At 66.1% G+C, this 18869-nt stretch carries 21 protein-coding genes; 6 read left to right on the forward strand and 15 right to left on the reverse strand.

The genetic code is table 11. The features are described from left to right. Positions 1-86: 86 nt before the first annotated feature. Complete coding sequence (locus ABT254_RS24635) at positions 87-842, reverse strand: nucleotidyltransferase domain-containing protein (RefSeq protein WP_351473897.1); 756 nt, start codon at positions 840-842, stop codon at positions 87-89. Between the two features lie 805 nt (positions 843-1647). Continuing rightward, positions 1648-1986: a hypothetical protein gene (locus tag ABT254_RS24640; protein ID WP_351473900.1), complete on the reverse strand. Its 339-nt coding sequence runs from the start codon at positions 1984-1986 to the stop codon at positions 1648-1650. A 56-nt stretch (positions 1987-2042) separates the two neighbouring features. On the opposite strand from ABT254_RS24640, the gene ABT254_RS24645 reads away from it, so the two are divergent. Further along, positions 2043-2381 carry a hypothetical protein gene (locus tag ABT254_RS24645; RefSeq protein WP_351473903.1) on the forward strand — a complete coding sequence of 113 codons (339 nt, stop codon included), beginning with the start codon at positions 2043-2045 and terminating at the stop codon, positions 2379-2381. A 109-nt stretch (positions 2382-2490) separates the two neighbouring features. Here ABT254_RS24645 and ABT254_RS24650 read toward each other — a convergent pair whose 3' ends face one another. The 6 genes from ABT254_RS24650 to ABT254_RS24675 all read right to left on the reverse strand — a co-directional run bounded on the left by ABT254_RS24650 (position 2491) and on the right by ABT254_RS24675 (position 6969). Next, the gene (locus ABT254_RS24650) at positions 2491-3990 is read right to left on the reverse strand and encodes a HesA/MoeB/ThiF family protein (RefSeq protein ID WP_351473906.1); all 1500 of its coding nucleotides are present in this window, start codon (positions 3988-3990) and stop codon (positions 2491-2493) included. Continuing rightward, positions 3987-4361: a hypothetical protein gene (locus tag ABT254_RS24655; RefSeq protein WP_351473908.1), complete on the reverse strand. Its 375-nt coding sequence runs from the start codon at positions 4359-4361 to the stop codon at positions 3987-3989. Before ABT254_RS24655 ends, ABT254_RS24650 begins: the two co-directional genes overlap by 4 nt. Next, the gene (locus ABT254_RS24660; protein WP_351473911.1) at positions 4358-4624 is read right to left on the reverse strand and encodes a hypothetical protein; all 267 of its coding nucleotides are present in this window, start codon (positions 4622-4624) and stop codon (positions 4358-4360) included. Before ABT254_RS24660 ends, ABT254_RS24655 begins: the two co-directional genes overlap by 4 nt. A gap of 389 nt (positions 4625-5013) precedes the next feature. Then, complete coding sequence (locus ABT254_RS24665) at positions 5014-5538, reverse strand: ImmA/IrrE family metallo-endopeptidase (RefSeq protein ID WP_351473914.1); 525 nt, start codon at positions 5536-5538, stop codon at positions 5014-5016. Then, a complete protein-coding gene (locus tag ABT254_RS24670; RefSeq protein ID WP_351473916.1) occupies positions 5525-5848 on the reverse strand; it encodes a helix-turn-helix domain-containing protein in 324 nt (107 codons plus the stop codon). Before ABT254_RS24670 ends, ABT254_RS24665 begins: the two co-directional genes overlap by 14 nt. Positions 5849-6303: 455 nt before the next feature. Beyond that, the gene (locus tag ABT254_RS24675; protein WP_351473919.1) at positions 6304-6969 is read right to left on the reverse strand and encodes a hypothetical protein; all 666 of its coding nucleotides are present in this window, start codon (positions 6967-6969) and stop codon (positions 6304-6306) included. Positions 6970-7229: 260 nt separating this feature from the next. Here ABT254_RS24675 and ABT254_RS24680 point away from each other — a divergent pair, with 260 nt between their 5' ends. Beyond that, on the forward strand, positions 7230-7667 hold the full coding sequence (locus tag ABT254_RS24680) for an NUDIX hydrolase (protein ID WP_351473921.1): 438 nt from the start codon (positions 7230-7232) through the stop codon (positions 7665-7667). Between the two features lie 77 nt (positions 7668-7744). Here the strand turns inward: ABT254_RS24680 and ABT254_RS24685 are convergent, their stop codons facing one another. Then, positions 7745-8083 (reverse strand): helix-turn-helix domain-containing protein, encoded by a 339-nt coding sequence (locus tag ABT254_RS24685; RefSeq protein ID WP_351473924.1) that lies wholly within the window; start codon positions 8081-8083, stop codon positions 7745-7747. 464 nt (positions 8084-8547) lie between these two features. On the opposite strand from ABT254_RS24685, the gene ABT254_RS24690 reads away from it, so the two are divergent. From ABT254_RS24690 to ABT254_RS24705, 4 genes are all read left to right on the forward strand, one after another. Then, positions 8548-9069 carry a hypothetical protein gene (locus ABT254_RS24690; RefSeq protein WP_351473926.1) on the forward strand — a complete coding sequence of 174 codons (522 nt, stop codon included), beginning with the start codon at positions 8548-8550 and terminating at the stop codon, positions 9067-9069. Between the two features lie 277 nt (positions 9070-9346). Continuing rightward, positions 9347-10036: a hypothetical protein gene (locus tag ABT254_RS24695; protein WP_351473929.1), complete on the forward strand. Its 690-nt coding sequence runs from the start codon at positions 9347-9349 to the stop codon at positions 10034-10036. A gap of 329 nt (positions 10037-10365) precedes the next feature. Continuing rightward, the gene (locus ABT254_RS24700; protein ID WP_351473932.1) at positions 10366-11322 is read left to right on the forward strand and encodes a site-specific integrase; all 957 of its coding nucleotides are present in this window, start codon (positions 10366-10368) and stop codon (positions 11320-11322) included. Then, complete coding sequence (locus tag ABT254_RS24705; protein ID WP_351473935.1) at positions 11315-12796, forward strand: hypothetical protein; 1482 nt, start codon at positions 11315-11317, stop codon at positions 12794-12796. Before ABT254_RS24700 ends, ABT254_RS24705 begins: the two co-directional genes overlap by 8 nt. A 278-nt stretch (positions 12797-13074) precedes the next feature. On the opposite strand, the gene ABT254_RS24710 is transcribed toward ABT254_RS24705, so the two are convergent. The 6 genes from ABT254_RS24710 to ABT254_RS24735 all read right to left on the reverse strand — a co-directional run bounded on the left by ABT254_RS24710 (position 13075) and on the right by ABT254_RS24735 (position 18840). After that, the gene (locus ABT254_RS24710; protein WP_351473938.1) at positions 13075-14046 is read right to left on the reverse strand and encodes a zinc-dependent alcohol dehydrogenase; all 972 of its coding nucleotides are present in this window, start codon (positions 14044-14046) and stop codon (positions 13075-13077) included. A 16-nt stretch (positions 14047-14062) separates the two neighbouring features. Then, positions 14063-15175 (reverse strand): Gfo/Idh/MocA family protein, encoded by a 1113-nt coding sequence (locus ABT254_RS24715; protein ID WP_351473941.1) that lies wholly within the window; start codon positions 15173-15175, stop codon positions 14063-14065. 97 nt (positions 15176-15272) lie between these two features. Further along, complete coding sequence (locus ABT254_RS24720) at positions 15273-15887, reverse strand: DUF1349 domain-containing protein (protein ID WP_351473944.1); 615 nt, start codon at positions 15885-15887, stop codon at positions 15273-15275. 9 nt (positions 15888-15896) lie between these two features. Continuing rightward, positions 15897-16544 (reverse strand): HAD family hydrolase, encoded by a 648-nt coding sequence (locus ABT254_RS24725; RefSeq protein WP_351473946.1) that lies wholly within the window; start codon positions 16542-16544, stop codon positions 15897-15899. 20 nt (positions 16545-16564) lie between these two features. Next, positions 16565-17842, reverse strand: a complete 1278-nt coding sequence (locus tag ABT254_RS24730) for an MFS transporter (RefSeq protein WP_351473948.1) — start codon at positions 17840-17842, stop codon at positions 16565-16567. After that, a complete protein-coding gene (locus ABT254_RS24735; RefSeq protein WP_351473950.1) occupies positions 17839-18840 on the reverse strand; it encodes a zinc-dependent alcohol dehydrogenase in 1002 nt (333 codons plus the stop codon). The genes ABT254_RS24730 and ABT254_RS24735 overlap by 4 nt, the downstream gene beginning before the upstream one ends. Positions 18841-18869: the final 29 nt, after the last annotated feature.

Here is an 18869-nt window from a genome sequence, read left to right on the forward strand (position 1 = left end):
TCCAGCGGGCGGGTTCGCGTGGGGTGAGGGATCTCGAGCCAGCCGTCGCCCTCGGCAAGACAGCGTGGGATGGCCCCGTAGCGGCGCTACTGCCAGTTGATCCACCATCGTGGCTCGTTGGGCTGTCCTGCACGCCGTGCAGAGGTCGGCAGCAGTTCGCCGGCGAGTTCGATGTCCTCAAGCGGCGCCCCAAGACTCCGCACGTGCTCGAGGGCGGAAAGCGCAGCTCGGCGCAGGGGGCTGTCGAAGTTCCAGCGCTCGTCGATGGCCATGACCGTCTGGCGTCCTGGGGGCACGGCGTCGGTGTCGGGAAGGGTGAGACGGGAGATCGTGATCAGTCCGGCGTCACGCCATTGCACCAGGTCGTGACGGACTGGCCGAGGAATGTGCCGGTCAAGACCTTCGAACTCTTCGATCATGTCGTCACGCGGCGCCCGCCCGGCGTTGGGGTCCTCTTTAATGCCGTGAAGCACGGCGAGTGCCTGCTCTAGCGTGTCCCCCCGGCGCCAGAGGGGAAGCATGGCAACGCCCTCGCGTTCCAGCTCCTTCCGCTCGGAAGCCTCCCACTGGAACTGGATGCCACGGCGACGCCCGATCAGAGCCTGGCGCAGATCGATCCGGGGATCCCGTGCGGAGGAAACCAGGTAGGCCACGACACGCGCGTGCATCTGCTCATCGCGGTGGAAGTCCACCGCAATGTCCACGTCGTGCGGGTCCAGGGCGCCGCGCGCGTACGAGCCGAACAGGTACACGGCGTCGACCAACTCCAGCGGCCACCCTGCATCCTCGTCCAGACGCTGCAGCAGCTCCGTCACCAGTGCGGTGGCCCGCTCGCGTTTCACCTCGCCCCCATCCCCCTGACCCCTTTGTCTCCGTGCGATCGTAAGCTCGATGCCCCACGCGAGGGGGCGGTTCAGCACAGTCCGTCCCAGTTGTTCAGGGGTTGCTTGCAGTCGCTCTCGCCGTCTGTTCGGTGTCTTACTTCAGCGATTCGCCTGATCGTTGTTGGCATCATTCGCATGCAACTCAGCAGAGGTGCGGGCACCGGTTCTGACGGACGCTCAACACATGAGAAAAGCACTCCGAAAGAAATCTCCCTCCACCGCGTTGGCCGTGATTGACTGCCAAGATCGCGTGTTGCTGTGCCGCACTCACGGCGAGTCCTCCTGGTGCCCGACCCCTTCAAGAGTAATCCGCATCCTGCCGTCAAAGTTCTCCGTAATTCACACTCTGGACCCGCTCTTCTCGCACTGGTTCGTTGCCCGCACGCCAGTAGTTGGCATATTTGATCCCACGACAGAGCAAGGCGTCCCAGCTGCATCGATGCGTATCTTCGTCGTCCATCACAACAGAATGAGGTCGCTCAGCCTTCGGGCTCGCATGCGTTCCCGCGCGGACGCCGACTACGTCTGGCATCCACTGTCAGATGTCGAGGGCGAGGATTTTGACGTGCATCCACACGAACTCGGCCCCTTTCTACGCGGATATCTGGAGGGGTGGATTCCCGACGGCGTCATCACTCTCGTCGAATGACCGTTCATTCCTCTCCAAGGAGCGTGCTCTGTGCCAAGTGCTCACTATCGACGCCGGTCTCCGGCTCGCGGTCCGTTGGCCCTGGAAATCCGGACCCTTCTGGCAGCCGCAGGACTACCAGAAGCGGAAAGCGATGACCGCGACCGAGCTCACGGCATGGTGGTGACGGATCGCGGTGAGTCGGTCGGCGTGGAGTGGTTCGTCTCGCGCAGCCTGCGTCGGGTCGCAGCCGATGAACAACTGCGAGGGTGGCCCATGGGCGCTGCGGACCGTGCGCACGAGGCCGCTCGACGTCATCTGCACGCGGCGCTGTTCGGCATCCTGTCGGAAGTGGGTTACTTGGTCGAGGCTGATCCGGCTGACACTCCGGGTGCCCTGTCCGTTCGAGCCGGCAGGGTTGCCATACCCGCGACGTTGGCCGCGGACATCAGGCGGATCCTTGCGGTCCTCCATGGGGTGACGGGCAGCTCTGATGACCCCGGCACGGCCCCGTGAGGCACAATCCGTGCGTGGACCCGCAGTTCAATTCCTCCGCTTCCGTAGCTGAGCTGCTGCGTGCCAGGTACGCGCGCCGTTTGCCGAGCTCGCTCATGGAGCTTGCCGGTCCCGTGCATGGTCGGGTCGAGCTGCCGCTGCACGTCGCATGGTCGGGCCTGCGTGCCTACGACCTCGACCGCCCCCGGCAATGCATGAGCCTTTATCGCACCGTTCTGGCGGAAGGACAGCGCGACGACCTCGTCGCCTTCCTCAATCGCGACCTGCTGCTCGCCCAGTGGCCTGACCTACGCACGCTGATCAGCAGACACATTCGTGCCGTCTGGGAAGAGGCCTTCCCCGAGCTCGTTTAACGCATCGAGCCCGGCCTGACCTGACCAGCGGCGCACTGGTCACTTCCGTGGGCACGATCGTCGAGGCTGAACACCCCAGGTCGGTCGCGCCGATCGCTGCGCTTCGAGCTCATCGATCAAGGACATGCACCAAGAGGTCGTCGACGGCACGCTGGACTCGTAGCGGCCATCGGCCTGCCGCAAGGGCACGAGCTGCGCGGGCCCTTGCAGCAGCCGGGTGCTGTCCCGTGACGGTGACGGGTACGTCGTCGCCGAGCGCTCGTAGCATGCCGTCGTAGGGGCAACCCGTCTCGCATCCTTCCAAGCGTTGGTCCATGGTTCCGGTGGTCAGGTGGTGCAGGTGGGCTCCGGTGTCGGCGATGCCGCTCGGCGCTGTGACCATGGTGAGGAACTGGTTGAGCTGCGCGGCGGCCGCGCTCGTGGAGAAGATGAAGACGTTCTCCTTCCGGCGCAGCGGATGATCGGCCGAGAGGCCCTTGATGTAGGAGGGGTCGTCGAGAAGCCCGTCGCGTTCCACGGGAACGTGGGCAGGGTCGTACTGGCCCAGGCATTCCAGGCACGCACGGCCGGGGGCGGCGACGTGGGCGCGCCATTCGGCGCCCTTCAGGCGCCCGCCGCGGGCATCGACCGAGATACCGCCGTCCACGACGGGGATGAGGTGGGCGTAGGCGAGGAGGTTGAGGGCGGCGCGGGGCCAGGGTCTGTCGACGCAGGAGAAGAGCAGGTCGCAGTCCGCGACGGCGGCGAAGCCATCCGGCTCTACGACGCTCAACTCGTGCGTCGCGACACGGATGTCCGTGCCGGTGGCCGATCGCCGGGCTGCACGTGCGGCGATGTCTACCTTGGCCCGGTGCAGTCGCACGTCGCGGTCGGTGGCGTGGAGGAGTCGGTCGAGGTTGACGGACTCGACGGTGTCGAAGTCGAAGAAGCTCAGGTGTTGGAGACCGGTGCGGGCCAGGGCCTCGACGATGAGCATGCCAACCGATCCGGTGCCGACGATGCCGACGTGGAGCCGCGCCAGGTCGTTCTGGGCTTCCTGTCCCCAGGCGGAGATGGTGCGCACCTGCCGGTTCGTGGCTTCGGGCGCGGGAATCAGGGTGTCGTTGAAGGTGACCGTGAAGCGGTCGCCGATGACACGTACGTTCTCCGCCTCGGTCGGGCAATAGGTGCGTGGCGCGTGCCGCTGCCAGACACGAGCGCCGTATCGGGCGTCCGCGCCGGCGAAGGTCATACCGACCAGCGGCAGTCCGGTGAGGGTGATGGTCTGGGCGGCGAAGGATGCCTCGGCCGCGTGGTCGACGTCGTTCAGGCGCTGCCATTGGCGGCCGCGGGGATGGGCATGGATGAACCCCAGTCCGCAACCGTGCTCGGCAGCTGTCCCGGCGGCCCGCAGGAAGTACTCGCTGGTGAAGTCCACAGTGCCGTGCACGATCCGATCACCGTCCTCGGGGAGTACGAGGTCGACGATCAGAGCGGTCGTACGGCGGGAGCCGGTACTCGGCCGCCACAGGACAAACGTGCAGTCCTCTTGGCCGTCCGCGCGGCGCAGATGTCCGGTGAGGCGCTGCGCCACGGCGGTCGTCATGGCGACCGAGAAACGGGTGATCATGCGGGGGGCTCCAGTTGCGAGAACAGGGTGCGCAGGTGCCGCAGGTAGCCCCGGACGGTGCGGTCGGCCGGCCAGTTGGAGGCCGGGCGGCTCCAGTACTCCCATTCCTCTCCGCGTGTCGTGAGCGGGGAAGCATGTACGGCTCCGTGGGGGTGGCCCAGGCGCGGGGTGACATGGGGGCCGGGCGGCGGAGACAACGGCCAGTCCTGCACGAGCGCCAGGCCGATCTTGACGGTCTCCCCGGCCCTGGGGCCGACCTCGATGGTGTAGTCGAAGACGGCGAACTCTCCGCGTTGCTCCACGGCGTAGCCGGCCGCGGCCAAGCCCGCGAGCATGCCCGCGGGCCCGGCTTCCGGCAGGGTCGTTGTCACGAGACCGGGGTGGGGCCGGTGAACACCGACACGAACTTCTCCCGCTCGTAGGCGGTGATGTCCTTGTCGCCCTCGTCCTTGAACGACTCCCGGTGCCGGCCGTTGACCCGCTCCAGGTAGTGCGTGGCCGGATCGATCCCGGCCAGCTGCAGGATCTCGTTCGGGGCCGTGTGCTGGGGCACTCCCGAGACCTGCTCTTCGTCGAGGATGACCGTCACCGTCTTGTGTGCGGCGCCTCCGTGCCGCGTCTCCGTTGTCGCCATGACGACCGTCTCCCTTCTCCTGCCCGCCGCAGCGGGCCGGGATATGTGAAAGGCGGGCCCGGAAGCCCGCCTACCTGCTCTTCTTCGAGCTGCGCGACGCGCGCTCGTTCACCGTCGTCGATGGATGCCTGCGCACCGTGGCCTGCCTCACGAACCGGCCCGTGATCGCACTTCGCCCGCGCTTGCCGCCCGACCCGCTTGCCTTGATCGACTACCCCGGCTGGTTCACCTCCTGCCTCAGAGACCCCGGTGGCCTCCGTGCACTACCTGAAGTGCAGCACGAACCAACCTCGGAGGCAACATTTTTCGAGTGACAGTTTCACTGTCATGCACCAGCACAAGAGAGGCCGCCCCGACGGCGGGCGGCCTCTCGACAGGACGACGGAGCCCTACGGTGCCAGTGTGGGGTCCGCGATGATGCCGAGGTTGATGAGCCGGTAGTTCATGGCCATCTCGCTCATATCAAAGTGCTTGGCCATGAGGGGCACCAGTTGCTTGGCCGTGCGGAATTCGGCCTCACGTGCCGCGCGGCGCACCATGGCCTCCGGGGCCAGCAGGGCAGCCGCGAAGCGGTTGGCCTCCATCTCCTCACGATCCGTGGCCATGCTCGACACCGTGTCGCGGAAGTTGACACGGGTATCGGTGTCCAGGATCAGTGGGCGGCCGCGGTGCAGCTTCAGATGCCCGAGTTCATGGGCCACCGTGAAACGCTGCCGGTTCTTGTGGTGCTTCTGGTTCACGCCGATGACTTGCTCGTCTCCCCGGCGCATCAGCATCCCGGAGACGTCGTCCGGCATGTCCTGCGGTACGACCAGCACGCCCAGCTTTTCCGCGATCAGCCACGGGTCGATGGGCGCCTCGTCGATGCCGAACTGCGTCAACAGCGTCCTAGCCGCCGCGTCAGACCTGGCCATCGTGCGCCCTCTGTTCAACCGCCGACGTCCAGGAAGCCACGGTGTCTGCGAGATAGTCCGGCAGCTCGTCCTCATGGCCGGGCTCCTGCAGCGTCGGCAGGAGGTCGGCCGGCTTCACCCCCAGTGCTGAGGCGAGGCGCACCAGCCGATACGGCGGAGGGGCCTGTGCACCGGACTCCATGTTCGTGATCGACCCGCGCGTCAGCCCCGCCTTGCGGGCCAGCAACTCCTGCGTCAGCTTCGCTTTCACCCTCGCTACGCGCACTCGCCGACCGATCTCGGCATTGAAAGCCCGCTCAACATCGTCCACGCCGCTCCCCGAAATGACAGCCACACTGACATCCCAACTTAGTCCACCCTCACCAAGACCACCACAGCGGCTCCCCGAGAACCGGGACGCCAGGCCTGAGAACGACTTCTGGGTGAACGTGAGAGACCGGCAGCCCGGGCCTTTGCGTGTGTCTCACCTGGGCGGCGGGGGAAGGCCGATCTCGGCTACCTCTTCCTGCCGCGGGCGGGGGGGACTCTGGTACGCCGCCGAGGCGTGCGCGACAGCACTCGGCTCGGTCGCCGGCGCGCTTCCTAGTGAGCCTGCGGTGCTCACCACTCAGAAGCAGTCGGTTCAGCCAGCAGAGGGGTGGTGCGCGATCAGGACCCGCGTGAGATGGCTGCCAACCTCCTCGGCTGTGCGCATGGGAGGGTTCACGGCATCGCCGCAGGAGCCCCGGTGCCGTGGCAGAAAGGAGTTGGTAGAGGGATGTGTGGTTAGTTCTGCGGTGTGGCGAGGGTCTGTGTGCTGTTCGCCCAGGCGGTGTCGAACTGTTGGAGCGCAATCGTGTAGAAGAGGCCGGGCGCCCGTGCGTACAGGCAGGGAGAATTCCTGCCGTGAGCGTTGTCGCTGTAGAAGGTGAGGTAGGCGACCTCGTCAGTGGCTATGACGCGGCAGGTGTGGGGGAGGTCGTAGCCGCGCAGCTGGATATTGCGTTGCGTGCGGGCGGCTTGGGCGAGGTAGTCGGTGTTGGCTTGGACCTGGCTTCTGAGCAGGCCAGGGGTGAAGCCTGGGTCGAAGCGGGAGACGTCCTGGGAGCGGCGGTCGAGCCAGGAGCCGGGTGGTGTGTGGAGGTCGGGCAGCAGGATCTGGACAGAGGCCGGTGAGAGGTCGCCGGACCACAGGGGAGCGAAGGCTTCGCGGGTGAGTATGTTGCCGCGTCCTGCCATGACCTTGATCCAGCGGGCGCGGCCGAGGTCGCTTGCCATGTTCCGCTCTGCGGAGGATTGGCGGTGGTAGGCCCGGCGTAATCCTGTACCGGTGAACCAGGAGCAGGCGGCCGTGAGCCACCACAGGGGACGCGAGGCGCGCAGGAGGCTGAGGGCGAGCAGGACGGCGCTGGTTGCGAGGGAGCTGAGTATGCCGAGGAGGAAGGCGTTCATGTGAGGGCTCCGGTTGGGGAGTTGTTCTCCTTGGGCTGTGCCGGCGGCGCTCAGGGCTGGGTCAGCAGAGGTAAGGGAGCAGTTGGCGGAGGACGTGGGCGGCGTGTCGTGCTGCGATTTCATGGTGACTGTGGCCCTTTTCCTCGTCGGCGTTGTCGGATACGCCACGGATGACGATCCAGCCGGGGTTGGCTGTGCCGTGGACCATGGAGCAGCTCGGTGCCTACGCAGACCCCGGACGGGACCCACGGGGCAGAGTCGTGACCGTTGCCTACCTCGCACTGGGACAAGACCTGCCCGCTCCCATTGGCGGCACCGATGCCGCACGTGCATTCTGGGCCCCCGTGACGCGCCTGGAGGACGGCGGGCTCGACTTGGCGTTCGACCATCAGGCAATCCTGACCGAGGCCCTGGAAGAAGTCCGCAGGAAACTCGAGTACACCTCTGTGGCCACAGCATTCTGCGGGCAGACGTTCACACTCAGAGATCTGCGCACGGTCTACCAAGCGATCTGGGGCCAGCAGTTGGACCCCAGCAACTTCCGCCGCAAGGTGCTCAACAGCACGGGATTCGTGCAGCCGACGGGAGAGCAGTGGCTGCCTCCTACCGGACGTCCCGCTGCCCTCTACCGCCGTGGACAGGCATGGCTGCTCAGCCCGCCCCTGCTGCGCGCCGCAACGTCCGGGCAGCGAGTCTGAGTAACTGTGCCGCCTTCCGGGAGCACATGCACGTCCAGGCCTCAGGATCACGCAAAGTTATAACCACTCCCGGATCATCAACCAGCGGCCCTTGCATCCGGGGACGCGGCCGACCGCACCGCGACTGGCCCCGGCCAGAGCTGGTGGTCTAGGGCGTCTTCCAGGCGTGTGAGAGTGCCGATGTCGGGAAGCACGTCACCGTTGACCACGCGGGCGACGGTGGAATGGGCGACGCAGGCGACGTCAGCGAGTCCCCGCAGGGATAGACCGCGTGTCCGCATCGTCCGGCGCAGGTCTCGGGCCAGCAACAGGCCGCAGTGAGCGCTGAGCGGAGCATCCGAGGCGAGGGTCACCTCAGGCCAGGTGCCGTCCGCCACATAGAACAGAGGGGGTTTGTCGTTGTTGCTGCGTGGCATGGCCCGATCGTGCCACGCACGGCACCGCCCCGGAGCTGGCTCCGTGAGCTCTGCAGCCTCTCTCAGCGCGGTCGGGGCCGGGATGCTACGGGCGACCAGCGTCGCTCACTATCCCGCATCCCGACCTCTGCGGGCTTGCGCATCACGACCGAGCAATTGCGCCTGGTTCCTCCGACACCTGTCGGCACCACTCTCACAGAACCCGGCAACCACCCTCAAAAATAGGCGCGTTGCCGTCACGAGCCGCTGATCCCATACACCAACTTGCGTGACCTTGCGGCAGGTTGAGCCAAGACTCCACGTATTAAGAGACCTCAGATCACCACGAAACCACCCGCCCAGCCAGAGCAGACGGACCATCAGATACGTTTTGCTCACGGAGCATTTGGCTACTTGCTGCGGTTAGCTTCGAGGACAGGTAGGGTGATCCACAAGTCGCTCCAGAGGCAGCTGAGGAGAGTGTGGTGAGCAACGCAACGAGCACACATGCTCAGCCGCTCATCACTCGTCTCCGGGAGCTGGCCGAGGTCGAGCGCACTCGCCGCGAAGCAGCCGATCTGGCTGTGGTCGAAGCCGAGCGGGCACTACAGGAAACCCAATGCGCTCAGCGTGTCGCGGCCGAGCGCCATGCCGCTGTGCAGGCGACCGTCGAAGCCGCCGAAGCGTACGCGCGGCAGCAGAAGCAAAGTGCGTCGGACACGCATTCCCGCGCCGAACAAACGGAGCAGGCGGCCGCGGGCAAGCCTGCCTCTCCGAGCACTCCAGGGCGCTCCTTGAAGCGCCTGATCGTGGACGCACTCAACATGGGAGAGATCACTCCACTGACGCTGATCTACGAGCGCGTACGAGAGGTCCGACCGGACGCGGCTGAAAAGTCGATCCGCGGCGCACTTGCGAACCTGCACACGAGGGGCACGGTGGAAATCGTCCATCGGGGTGCCTACCGGCTAGTGGTGATTCCGGAGGACTACCGCACGGACACCTAGAGAGAACAACCTCGCACCCAGCAACGTGCGCGTGGCGCCGCCAGAGAGTACTTGGCGGTTCTCCTCCAGCGGCGCCGGTGACACGTCAGCTGAGGGCCCACGCATCGAACACCACCCTAGGGCATAGCCCGTGTTCCGCGTCGGGTCCCGATCAGAAATCCCTGTAGTAGGACACGAACTGAGGGCCCGTTATGCCATTTCTGGCGACTTACATCAGCAAATGTCGCTCATCCGCAGTCCCTGTGACGCACTCCGTCCTGCGCGCAGGAGGCGAGTGATGACATTTTCCGGTTCTTCGCGATCTCGCATGCTCCCGAACGAGCGCCTCACCCCGCGTCGGAACCTTGAAATCATCGACGTCATGGCTGAACTCGGCGGCCCACAGCGGGATGACGTCAGCGCCATGACCATCGGCGAGCGGCTCAAGATCTCTCCGAAGTCCGTCGCCTCGGCGGCCGGATTCCTCACCCAGGCCGGGATCTTCCAACCCGGCCGCGGCTCCTGGGCACTGACCGAGACCGGTTTTGCCTTTGCGCAGTTGAGAAGCACCGATTCAGCACGAGCCCGGCTCCTGCTGCGCGACCACTGGCAGGGCCAGTGGTTCCACGTATCCGCCCAACAGCACCTGTCGACTGGGGCCTTGGAGGAGGCCGAGCTGGCTCGGCGCCTTCAGGCCAGCACCCCCGGCCCTGCCGAGCGCGGCCTTTATCTCACGGAGTGGATGGCGTACGCCCTACTGGTCGACCGCGACGACCAGGGGCGGCTCACGCTCCCCTCCGCCCAGGAGCCTCCCACGGTCTCCACTCCCAGGAAGCCGGAGCCGTTGGGAGTCCTGGATCCTCTGATGAGCGCCACTGCCACCCAGATCTCCGCGCTGCCCGATGACCAGTTCATCGCGCTGATGGGCGCCTACCAGACCGTATTCGCCGCACTGGCTCCACAGATTCCACAGCAGACCAAGGGCTGACCGAGCCCCCTTCTCGGGCGCTGCGCGGCTTCCCAGTCGCGACGCCTCTTCACCAGCCTGCACCGCACCTGAGCCAGGCGGGTCACCGGCCGCGCCACTACGGCGCCGCCATGTCGGCATCGCGCTTGAGCGTGTCTGCGCCCCCGCTCGGCCGCTGTGCCCGTCACCCCTTTTGCCTCCTCCTGTTGCCGCGGAGATCATCCATGCCCATGGTGTCGCATGTATGGAACACCACGTTTTCAACCGATTCGCCCTCTCAGTCCACGCATCCTGCGGCTCGTGGGGCGCGGCCGGTTGTGCTGGTGCCACCCCGGCGAAGGGCTCTCACCGTGGGAAGCGACCTATCCCTCACGCTCGCGCTCGACCGTGTCCAGGACATGTGGCAGACCATGGCTGCCCGCGGCGAGTTCACCGAACAGACGCTGGACAAGTTCGGCCTGCTCCTCAGGCGCTTCGGGCGCTACTCGCAGCTGCGCGGCGCGGTCGTCCTGGACGACATCACGCCGGACTTGGCGGAGGACTTCGTCACGGCTCGCGGTCGCAGCCGTCACGGGCGCGTCGCTGACTCCGCCGTGGCCACCATGCTGTTGCGCCGCTCAGTGCTGCGCATCGCATACCGCACCCTGCGCGAGCTGAGCCTCAGCGACGGCGACCCCACCCGGGACATCGTTCTGCCGCGCCGCACGACCGGTGATGTACGGCCGCTGGACGAGGACGAGGTCATCGACCTGCGCCACCGAGCGTCCTTCGTCACCCGTCCAAGCCGCCACGGTGCCGTGGCCGCTCTCGCCCTTGCCGGCGGCCACAGCGGCGAGATCGGTCACATCCGTGTCCAGGACCTCGATCCGCAACGGCGCCGCGTGTGGATGCACGGCTCCACCAAGACCGACCCCCGCTGGTGTCCCCTGGACGACTGGAGCCTCAACGTCCTGGTCAACCGGGCCGAGTTCGTCGCCGCTCGCCAGCTCCGTCCCGACTCCGCACCCCGCGCTCGCCTGGCTGTCTCCGACCGCCATGCCTCCGACGCCGCCTTGCAGGCCCGCGTCTGCGTCGCTCTGCGCGACTTGCTCATCCGCATCGGTCTGAGTAGCGAGGACGACGTCAAACCGGCTTCCGTCACCGCCTGGGCGGGCCTCGAAGCATTCGAGCGGACAGGACGCATCGAGGACGCCGCCCGCCGCCTCGGCCTGCGCTCACTCGACCGAGCCGCCGCGGTGATCGGACACACCTGGCGCACCCCCAGCACCAGAAACAGCGACAACGACGCGGAGGTGGTCGGTGGCTGACGACATCTTCGGTGATCCGCTTCCCCAGGAGCTGAGAACCAGCCGAAAGCGCCAGCTGGGCGACGGGGAACAGCGCACTCAGCCGCAGCGGATCGCGGACTGCCTCGACGAGCCCCTCATCTACGAGATGGCCGAGCAACTGCCCGCGCCGGCCAGCAGAGGCTGCCCCCGCCAATACCCGGCCGTCGTGTACCTCCTGCTCGCCACCTTGATGACAGTCACCGGCTCCAAACGCTCCGCCGTCGGCACCCTGGCCAGTACACCGTGGCGTGCCGTCCGTGCTTCCGTACGACGGAACGCCGGACGTACAGCAGCCGCCTTGCTGCCGCCCAGCGCACCGAGCCGCTTCCAGTACCAGTACGCCGAAGCAAACCTCTTGGCCCCCAGCATCGAACTCCTCCAGGAGCTTTTCGAGCGGCACGCAGTCCGACAGGCCCTGGACCAGGGTCTGTTTCCGGAGGATGCCGCGCGTAACTGGGTGAGGCCGGCGCGTCGTCAGCTCCTTGTCGGCGACGCCACTGTTCCCAAAGCGCCTTCCAAAGCGGAACATCCCTTTACCGTCGACACCGCCACCGGCGAGATGCGCAGGCACCGGGTGGATTCCGCAGCCCGCCTCTACTACGAGAACGGCGAGAAGGAGAAGCGCCTGGCACGGGGCACGAAGTGGTTCTTCGCGTCAGCTCGCGACGACGGCTACTGGCAGCGCGTCATCCTGGCGGTGCGGCACGTCGCGGGCGGTGACTACGAGGACGAAGCCGCTGTCGCCGTACGCTCCTTCACCCAGCTCAGCCGTCTGCTTCCCGGCTGCATGGGCGTCATCTACGACGGCGCCTTCCGCGGTGTCCACCGCGACACCCTCGCCCGCCTCGGCCTGCTGGTCATCAACAAGCAGCACGGCTCGGTCAAACCACGCGCCTACGAACTCCTGCGCTTCGGGCGCTGCCGCCACGACCTGTGGTGCGAACAGGGTCGCATCGCCGAGCGAGTCCTCCTCGACGACGGTACGAGCACCCTGATACCGGTCCCTGTTAGCCGCCTCGAACGCCGGCAGGGCCGTACGAAGTCACGCTGGTACCACCTGCTCCTCATCCCATGCCGCCGTGGGGCCCACCCGTACCGGGTCCAGGTCGGGATCACCACAACCCCCGCTGACCGCATGGGCACGGATCCAGCTACCGGCCGCAGACTCAAGAGCGACACCGAACGCGACTTCCACCGCGCCGAATACCTTCAGCAGATACCTGAGTCCACCCTCACCCACCAGCAGCTCTACCCCTACCGCAGCGACTCCGAGTCCGTCCACAACCAGTTCGACCAGAGCCTGTGGAACGACCGCATGATCTCCTACGGCCTCGATCGCCAGAAGGTCTTCGCCCTCGGCTTCGCCATCGCCCAGAACGCCACCAGCAGACGTGTCTTCCTGGAGCGATCCAAGGTCATGCAGGCGGTGGGCGCGGGGTGGAAGCCCGCGTAGTACTGCTGAGAAGACCAGCCGCTGGCTCGCCGCCGCTGTCCTCTTCATCTCCTGAATGGGCGCCGAGCCACTGTTTGAAGAGACCGACCGATTCGTGAATGGCTGGGCATCACCCCGCCCGACGGCGTGGGCGGCACCTCGGCCGGGAACGCCGGGGCCGCCCGACCCCTCGTCTACGGCGATGGCCCGTCCGCCGTGGGTCGAGGTCGACGGGCTCACCGTCCACCTCGACCCAAGAGTGGGCGAGGAAGGGGACAACGCGCACACCGGAACCCGAATCACCACATGAAGGCTATTCCCATTGTTTCCGCGCGCTGCTCGTTGGCGAGCCGGTATGCCTCCGCCGCCTGACCTGCGGGGAACCGGTGACTGATTAGACCTGCGCAATTGAACTTCTTTTGCGCCATGAGGTCGAGAATGCGGTGGTGCAGGGCTGGACTTGTCCCGCCGTGCCGTTCGTGATCGTCATGCACCGCGGTGATGGTGAGGCCCTTGGTCATCACGTCGGACGTCAGATGTTGTTTCTCGGGATACCCGGTTTCCCCCAGCAGGAGGACGGTCGCATGGTCACCAGCGAGACCCAGAAGATGGGCGAACACATCGGCGCTTCCGGTGGTGTCGACAACGAGCGAAGGACGAGTTCCCAGAACGTCCTCGAGCCGGTCATGGCCGAGGCGAGCGCGAATCAGTGCCGTGGCGCCACCTGCCCGGGCGTGCTCCAGCCGTATGTTGGACGGGCACACCACCGTGATCTCTCTGCAGCCAGCCGTGGCGGCCCAGCGCACCGTCATCTGGCCAATGGGCCCCCCACCCACGATCACCACGTCCTGGGCGAGGGCGAAGGGGGCTGCGATCGCGGCACGCAGAGCGATCTTGGCGATACCCGTCCACACGGCTTCCTCGTCGCTGACCTCTTCGGGGATGCGGGTGACGCGTGACCGGGGAAGTGTGAAGCGGCTCCCGTGACCTTCCCGGTGGAACACCCGGGTGCCCACCTGTACATCCGTCACCTCTGCCCCGACGCTGTCCACCACACCGACCGTGACATAACCGGGTGAGAACGGCAGGGCGCCGTACTCGGCGAAAACGCTGGTCGGAGAGAACGCGCCAGTGAAGACCGTGTTCTCGGTCCCGGTGGACATGAGGCTCAGCGTGGTGGTGACCCGGACCTCGTCTGGTTTGGGATCGTGGGCATGATGCGGCTGCAACGTAACGACGCCCCGCTCGGGGAATATCAACCTGCTGTCCATCGACCTCTGTTTCCCTTCATGCGTGAGCGGCCGTATTGGCCATGGAACGGGGACGCTCGCACCGGCTGGCGATCTGGGTGACCGCAGCCGATCGCTCGCTCGTCTCGATGGCGAGGAGGACTTCCAACACGTGATAGACGAAATCGGGACCAGTGCTGTGGGGCACTCCGGTTCGGATTGCGGTCGCGAGGTCTGCGACGCCGAGCCCACGTCGGAACTGATCGCCTGAGCCATGGGCGGCCTGCGGCGGCATGACTGGCGAAACTGGGTCCCAAGAGGTGCCCTCCTTCATTTTGATGAGGACGTCCCCGTCGTACCCATTCGGATCCGCGAGCGACATGGCCCCTTTCGTCCCGTAGATCTCGACGAAGGGCAGGTGGGCATCCCAGACATCGAAACTCAGCTGAACGACGCAGACGGCTCCGGAGACGAAGCGAAGCAAGGCAGCCGAGTGCGTTGCGACCTCGGCCTCCACAACCTCCACGCGGCGGTTCGGTGCCGTGACGACGCGGCGCTTCTGGCCGGTGTGACTCATGCTCGCAACCTCGGCGACCGGCCCGAGGCAGCTCACCAGCAAGCTGATGTAGTAAGGCCCCAGGTCGAGAACGGGGCCGCCACCCGGCTTGAACAGATGTGTGGGATCTGGGTGCCAGGATTCCGCACGATGATGTACGAAGAAGGCGGTCGCGGCCACAGGGGCGCCGATCCGTCCCTCGTCCAGTACCGCGCGGGCGGTCTGCGCGGCGCCGCCCAGGAAGGTGTCGGGAGCCGCACCGAGCCGGCGGCCGGTCGTCCCTGCAAGGGCGATGGCCTTCCGCACGCTGTCGAGGTCCAGGGCGAGTGGTTTCTCGCTGTAGACGTGTTTGCCCGCCTTTAGGGCCGCCTCGGTAACCTCCATGTGAACGGTGGGCGGGGTGAGGTTGACGACCACCTCGACGCCGGGATCCTGGAGCAACTCGTCGACTGTTCCGTGAGCTGGAATGTTGTGGCGGCCGGCCGCCTCACGAGCTCGGGCGAGATCGATGTCGGCGCACCGCACCACGCGTACATGAGAGTCGGATATAAGTCCTCGCATGTATATGTCGAAAACGTTCCCGCAGCCGACGATGCCGATTCCTACTGATTTCAAATCGGGCCCCTTCTTGAAGACGCGCCTGCCCTATTCCTAATGGGTGGTCTCCTGCTGCAAAGGTGGGTGGGCGACACCGAGTTGTAGATGCCGCTCGTCAACTGCCGTCCCTGGTGTCGGAGAGCTCGAGAGCGGTAAAGGTAACGTCATCGAAAATTGCCCGGCATCCCGCACCGTTCGGCGACTGTGCGAGGAAGCCCACCTCGACCGGTTCGTCGATCGGCACCCCGAGGGTGCACACGCGCACCAGCTGCCATGTCCGGCCGTCGGCCGAGCTGTGCAGGGCGAACGCGTGCCTCATTCGGGAGACGCGCAGGTAGACAGTTTCGCCGACCACGTCCCACGAGTTCGCGTCATCGGACACGCTGCGCGTCACGACTGAGACGACGCTTCCCCGGCCCCCTGGCGAGAACTCGAAACAGAGCTTGAGCCACGTCGTCTCGTTGACCCACACCACCAGGACACCCGCATCGAACCGGTTCTTGAAGTCGACGGTGACCCGCGCGCTCAGCTGGAAGGGCCCCGTCACCGCCCCAGTCAGCCTGGTCAGGTCGGCTGATGCTTGGCCGGGCGCAGCGGTCGGGTCGATGAACAAGTCGCTCTTTTCCGCCGAGACCATCTCAACCGTCGTCCCGTCGGTACTCCACCGCGCTCCAGCCGGCCCCCCGGCGGTCAGCTCGAAGGGCAGCGACGACACGCTGACAGATTCCATGGTCTTACCTCACGCTTCGATCGGTTTGAATATCAACAGGTCGTCAAGGTCGCACAGAGCCAGAGAGTCGAGACGTAGGTCCGCGGCACCGAAGTCGTGCGACCGCGTCAGGATGTGTGGCACTGCTACACAGAACGCACCGGCCGCTTTCGCGGCCTGGACCCCGCGGCTGGAGTCCTCGAAGGCCACCATTCGCGCCGGCGCCGTCCCGAGCCGGCGCGCCGCGAGCAGGTAGAGGTCGGGCGCAGGCTTGGTCCGGGCGGCGTCCTCAGCAGTGACGACCGTGTCGAAAAAGTTGAGCAACCCGAACCGGTGGAGGTGGGGAATCACGGAGGCCGCTCGGGAACTCGATGCGACGGCGAGCGCCAGGCCGCGCCGCTTCGCCGCGATTACCAGCCGCCGGACCCCCGGCAGCGGAGCCTCGTACTCCATCCAGGTATGGAACAGTTGCTCGCCCCGGTCCTCTAGCTCCGCTGCTCCGATCGTCCCGCACTTGGCGGCCAGGTTCTCGAACGGATTGAAGTCGTGGAGCGTGCCGCCGATGGACTCCACATACCTGTCGCGCGGCAGCTCCTGGGAGAACGACCTGTAGAGCTCCGTGAGCACCGCCAGCCACAGCACCTCGGTGTCGGCGATCAACCCGTCGAAGTCGAACACCAGCGCCCGGTCCTGGCCACTCACGGCGTTGCCACCGCGTCCGGTCGGCCACGCTGCGAAATGAGCCGGGCGTCCGCTTGGTAGGTCATGTGCTTGCCGAGGGTGCATATCGCGGCGACCGCGTAGAGCGAGGCGATCGCACCGAACAAGAGAAGCGGTCGGCTTTCAAAGATCACCGCTGCCAGATATCCGGTCGGGATGGACACCACGGCGGTGAAGGTCTGCACAGCCGCGAAGAAAGTGGCCCGCTCGTCCGGGTGGACGCAGCCCACCACGATGGCGTCGCGGTAGGACTCCACGAGGAACGGGCCCGCCGAGGTGAACACGGTGCAGACGAGGAGTAGAGGGAGGTTCCCCGGTCCGAGCTCCAGGAACAAGAGCCAGCCGAGACAACTGGTGACAAGTGACCACCGCGCCATCGCGCCCGCGGAGAACCGATCGGATGCCCATGGCATGACGACGGCGTAGGAGAACAGCGCGGTGATCGCGCCGACCGCCGGCACCGTGCCCACAACTAGGGCGCTGTATTCCAGGCTCTTCGTCAGGTACACGGCCAGGAAGATGTTGAGCTGAAAGGCGACGAAGCTCAACATGTACATGAAAATCAGGCGGCGCAGTACCGCATGCCGCCCGGCCGCCCAGAGCAGCTTCCCGCTGTCGAGCACGCTCCGCAGCATGCGCGTGTCGGCATGGCGTTCCATGGCCTCGACGCCTGCCTGTGTCTCCACGGTGTACCGGTGGCGCAGGCAGTTGTGCAGCAGCATGGCCAGCCCGCCGACGAAGAACAGCACGCGCAGCGTCGGGACCGTGCCATAGCGGTCCATGAAGAACCCGACGATCGGCACCAGCAAGCCCGCGAACATGATCACCACCTTGATGGCGGCGAAGATGCGTGGCCGGGCCTTTTCCGGGCTGTCCTCCGTCGCGAGCAACCAGAACGACACGTTGACGATCTTGGACGACGCGTTGAGGAGGTAGCCCAGGAGGAACATCCAGACGTTGTTGCTGAACGCCCACACGAACATGGGAATGACCCAGGAGGTGACATCGAACCAGAAGGTGGCCCGGCGCCTGCCCATCCGGTCGGTCACCGCGCCCGCCACAAGCTGAAATATGAACGCGACGTACAGGTTGGCCGAAACGATGGCGCCAATGGCCACCGTGCTCAGGCCGACGCTCTGCATGTACAGCGTTGAGTAGTAGAGCGCTGCCGTGCCGAAGATTGCCCAGAACGGTTCGGTGTAGATGCAGTACCGGGCATTGCGGTGGAGGTTCGCCACGAAGCTCCTGCGCTTCATGAGCGGATCACGGCCTTGACAGCCTTGATGTCGACCTTCTGCCCGCTCGCCAGGTCGACGCCCATGGTCGCCTCGAAGGCGTCGCGGAAGTTGGCCATGTCGACTTCGGTGGTCACCATTTGCGCCAGTTCCGGCATGTCGGAGGCGAAGTCGATGGCCGGGCCGATGGCATCGTGCAGCGGGACGGCTGCGATGATGCTCAGCCCGTCGTCGATGAGCTTGGTGGGCTCCACTTCGACCCGGTAGGTGTCGTCGTAGCCCATTGGCACGACCCGGCCGCCCTTGGCGACGACGTCTATAGCGGTGGCGAGCTGGTTACCGACCGCGTCGATCACCACGTCGAACTTCTTGCCGTCCGTGAGGTCTGACACGGTCTCCGGAGTGAGCTCGTCGGGGTGCAGTGCGTAGTTGGCCACGGATGCAGCAAAGTCGCGGCGGTACGCGTTCGGCTCGGTGGCCACGGTGAGCCGGCTCAGCCTGCGAGCGATGCTCTGGCACAGCAGGCCGATGGCACCGGAGCCGATCACCAGGATGGACTCGTGCGGCTGCAGGCCCGACTTAAGGACGCTGTTCAGCGAGCAGCCCAGCGGCTCGATCAGGCTCGCGACCTGCCAGCTCATCCCTTCGGGAATCGGGTAGAGATACTGCGCGCTGCCGACGTAGTACTCGGCAAAGGTGCCCGCAAGGGTGAAGCCCACTTGGTGGTCGTCGAAGTTAAAGCAATAGCAGTACGCACCCAGCCGGCAGTTGCGGCAGTTGCCGCACGATTGCGTGGGGTTGATGATGACACGGTCGCCGACCGCCAGGTGTGTCACTCCGTTGCCGACCTCGACAACCGTGCCGACACCCTCGTGCCCCAGCACGGTGCCCTCCTCAGCCACCGCCAGCTTGCCCGCCAGGATCTTGTGGTCTGTACCGCAGATGCCCGTCATGGCGATCTGCACCTTCACGTCGTTGGGGGTCCGCAGGACAGGCTCCTGGACCTCGACGAGGTCCATCCGCCCCTTACCTGCATAGACGAGTGCTC

Source organism: Streptomyces sp. NPDC001137 (assembly GCF_040298885.1).
Classification (GTDB): domain Bacteria; phylum Actinomycetota; class Actinomycetes; order Streptomycetales; family Streptomycetaceae; genus Streptomyces.